This window comes from Corynebacterium sp. HMSC034B08 (assembly GCF_001835805.1).
Lineage (GTDB): Bacteria > Actinomycetota > Actinomycetes > Mycobacteriales > Mycobacteriaceae > Corynebacterium > Corynebacterium coyleae.
Genome location: NZ_KV825926.1, coordinates 1 through 1,668, shown reverse-complemented (window position 1 = coordinate 1,668; position 1,668 = coordinate 1). Strand labels below are relative to the sequence as shown.

The window sequence follows — 1,668 nt, the reverse complement described above, 5'->3', positions numbered from 1 at the left end:
CCAAGCCGGAAACCAAGCCGGAAACCAAGCCGGAGGGGCCGGTCGAGGGCCAGGATGACTCCAAGGGCTCGAGCAACGCGCCGATTAGCGTCATCATCGCGGGCGTAGTCGCAGTGCTCAATGTTCTGTCGCTGCTGCTGGCATTCCCGATCGACCGAGTCCTCGGCCCGATCGCAAGCTTCGGCAAGAAGTAGCGCGCGAAAAGATCGCATGTAGCGCCGCCTGGCTCCGGAAGGGGTGGGGCGGCGCTTCGTCGTTAAGCAAAGACGCAAATCGCGGGTTAAGTAGCAAAAAGTGTGTCCGCTCGGCGTGTCGCGGGGCGGACACACTGTTTGTTACTTCATGAGGCCTTTTCTGATTCCTATCGAGTGTTCGTACTCGGTTGGGATAGCGTTGTCGTAGAAGGCTGGTCGGCCTGTTTCCTGGTCGGCTTTGTTGTGGTCTTCTTCGGCAAGATCGTTGACTTTGGCGAGTTGATCTTGACCAAAATTGCACTGCCTGGCGATGTCTAACGGATCGTCAGGCAGTTGCTTTTTTGGTGTGGAGGTGCCACTCGAGCATTTTCCGTTGGCGTTCCCCGGACCTGCCGCGATGCCCGTCGGCGATGCGTTTGAGTCCGGCGTTGATGCCGCCTTCCAGACTGTTTGTCGTTGACGCCCAGCGTTTGGCTCAAGCGCATTCGGTGGTGGCTGCAGGTAGGTAAACAGCCAGTTGTTGCGCGATAGATACAGCAGTGAGTTGTAGGCTTTGCGCACTCGTAGATGGGTCCATTCCCACTGGTTATTGAGTGTGCGGCGTTCTTTTGGCACGGGCGTTTTTTCGTTGAGGAATGTTTTGAATACCTGCCCGAAGTCGTGCAGACGCAGCGTCCACTCCCGTGCTTGGTCGAGTGTGGTGATACGGGTCAGCTTCAACGCGAGTGCGTAGATGGCTTTGCCGGCGTCGGTTCGTGGCCGTGAGGTGGTGTAGCGGCGGATGACGCGCTGCGCATGGACGGTTACGTCCCTTAGTGTGGTGTAGCGCTTGCTGATGGTGGGCCCTGGGAAATACAGGGGCGGCCACCGCCAGTGAGGGTGTCAGGAAGTTTGTGTGTGAGGCTCTGATCTAGGAGGAGTTTCACCGATAATGACTACGGTGTCACCGAAGAAAAGCCACGACCCGGCGAGGGTCAACGAGATCAGCGAGAAGCTGATGGAAAATCCTGAGCTGGCCAGCTTGATCAGCGAGCTGTCGGCTTCCGCTGATGATGCCAGCGAGCTGGTCAAAGGCCTGCTGCAGGCATCGATCAACGCCGGTCTTAAGGCAGAGATGGATGCGCATTTGGGCTACGGCCATGCCGATCGTAAGGCGAAGGCCCGGGTGGAAACCGCACAGGCGAACAATCACCGCAACGGGTCGTACACCACAACCGTTGATTCTGGCTACGGCGCGTTGGAAGTGACCATGCCGAGGGATCGTGCCGGCACGTTTGCTCCAACAATGGTGCCCAAAGGCTCCCGTCGGCTCACAGAGCTCGACGACATGATTATCTCGCTGTACGCCGGCGGGATGAACGTGCGTGATATCCAGCACCATCTCGCCACCGCCCTGGGGGTGGATATGAGCCCGGATACGATCAGCACGATCACCGACGCGTGTGTTTTGTCAAGTTGTTTTAGGCCGTTTCGG

General features: G+C 58.2%; 2 protein-coding genes and 1 pseudogene. 2 read left to right on the top strand and 1 reads right to left on the bottom strand.

Features of this window, described 5'->3' with window-relative positions; all coding sequences use genetic code 11:
- A partial coding sequence (locus HMPREF2656_RS12990) for a hypothetical protein (RefSeq protein WP_168167523.1) occupies nt 1-194 on the top strand: 194 nt, incomplete at its 5' end.
- 141 nt (nt 195-335) lie between these two features.
- On the opposite strand, the pseudogene HMPREF2656_RS12410 reads toward HMPREF2656_RS12990, so the two are convergent.
- Nucleotides 336-998 (bottom strand): annotated as a pseudogene (locus HMPREF2656_RS12410) (IS256 family transposase); the annotation flags it as partial.
- 127 nt (nt 999-1,125) lie between these two features.
- Here HMPREF2656_RS12410 and HMPREF2656_RS02870 point away from each other — a divergent pair.
- Nucleotides 1,126-1,668 (top strand): transposase (locus HMPREF2656_RS02870; protein ID WP_246825097.1); only part of this gene is annotated, 543 nt, incomplete at its 3' end.